3 protein-coding genes are annotated in these 1,177 nt (G+C 66.6%); 2 read left to right on the top strand and 1 reads right to left on the bottom strand.

Going from position 1 to position 1,177, the window contains the following annotated elements; all coding sequences use genetic code 11:
- Window positions 1-17 precede the first annotated feature (17 nt).
- Both MJ785_RS20400 and MJ785_RS20395 read left to right on the top strand, forming a co-directional pair.
- Window positions 18-572 carry a Uma2 family endonuclease gene (locus tag MJ785_RS20400; protein ID WP_239382388.1) on the top strand — a complete coding sequence of 185 codons (555 nt, stop codon included), beginning with the start codon at window positions 18-20 and terminating at the stop codon, window positions 570-572.
- Between the two features lie 68 nt (window positions 573-640).
- On the top strand, window positions 641-946 hold the full coding sequence (locus MJ785_RS20395; RefSeq protein WP_239382382.1) for a nucleotidyltransferase family protein: 306 nt from the start codon (window positions 641-643) through the stop codon (window positions 944-946).
- Here the strand turns inward: MJ785_RS20395 and MJ785_RS20390 are convergent.
- Window positions 943-1,177, bottom strand: a 235-nt coding sequence (locus tag MJ785_RS20390; RefSeq protein ID WP_239382380.1) for a DUF4351 domain-containing protein, incomplete at its 5' end; no start/stop codon positions are given. The genes MJ785_RS20395 and MJ785_RS20390 overlap by 4 nt on opposite strands.

Here is a 1,177-nt window from a genome sequence, read left to right as displayed (position 1 = left end):
ACGTCATCACCGTGGAGATGATCGCTCCCGACTGGATGCACCACCAGGTCACGGCGGAGCAGTACGGCTCCTGGTCCGACGAGCAGTGCGCGGGCATCGAGATCGTGGACGGGATGGTCGTCGTGCGTCCCAGCGCGCCGAAGCGCCACAACCGGCTGATCAAGATCCTCGCGGTCGCCCTGGAGGCCGCCGCCGGGCCGGACTGGAACGCCGACTTCGACGTCGACGTCCGGCTCCAGGACGTGCCGTTGACGAACCGACGTCCAGATGTCGTCGTGTACCGCGCCGACACGATCGATGTCATGCCAGCGCGCCCCGAGCACATCCTGCTCGTCGTCGAGGTGGTCTCCCCGGGCTCGGAGACGACAGACCGGATCGTCAAGGCCGGGCAGTACGCCAGGGCCGGGATCTCCTACTACTGGCGAGTCGAACAACCTCCCGCGGGCGTTCCCGTCGTCCACACCTACATTCTCGACCCGGCGAGCAAGACCTACCGTGACGGAGAGGTGTTCACCGGTGTCGTCGACGCCGTCGCACCCTTCCCGATGAAGATCGACCTTACCCGGCCGTAGCGACTGGATCCCGCTGAGCTGCGGGTCACCGGCCGCTGTCGCGTGACGTCTGTGGCTACCGTTGCCTGGTGAGGCTCATCGCGGGAGTGGAGATCGATGAGGGCCGCCTTGCCGCGATCTGCGATCGGTACGGGATCGCCGAACTCCAGCTGCTCGGCTCTCAGGCGCGCGGCACCGCGACCGCCGACAGCGACATCCTGTACACCCTTCAGCCTGGCCGGCGTCTGGGCTGGGACATCGAGCAACTCGCCGATGACCTCGCCGATCTGTTCGGCCGGCCCGTCGATCCTTCATGGCCGCATGAGCGACCTCGATGGCCGACCCGCGATACGCGACGATCCAGGGACGGGCCTGGAGATATGCCTGCCGGCTAGCCGAAGAGCTGGTCGAGGGTGTCGGCGGTCAGGACACGGACGGTCCAGGTCTGGAGCTGGTCAGCGGAGGCGTTACGCACAGTGGCGATCAGTGCCTCGGGAAGCGGGCCGAACTTGAGTGTCAGCTGCTGGACGAGGATCTCGACACGCCCCTCGACACGTCCCTCAGCGCGGAGCTGCTCGGCGATGGTCATGTAGGCCTCCTCCGCGTCAGAACCAAGAGCGATGATT

Source organism: Protofrankia sp. CiT1 (assembly GCF_917627335.1).
Lineage (GTDB): Bacteria > Actinomycetota > Actinomycetes > Frankiales > Frankiaceae > Protofrankia.
This window is presented reverse-complemented; position numbering and strand designations above follow the sequence as displayed.

Coding starts and splice junctions, on each gene's coding strand:
- MJ785_RS20400 (WP_239382388.1), top strand. CDS start 18: ATGATCGCTCCCGACTGGATGCACCACCAGGTCACGGCGGAGCAGTAC.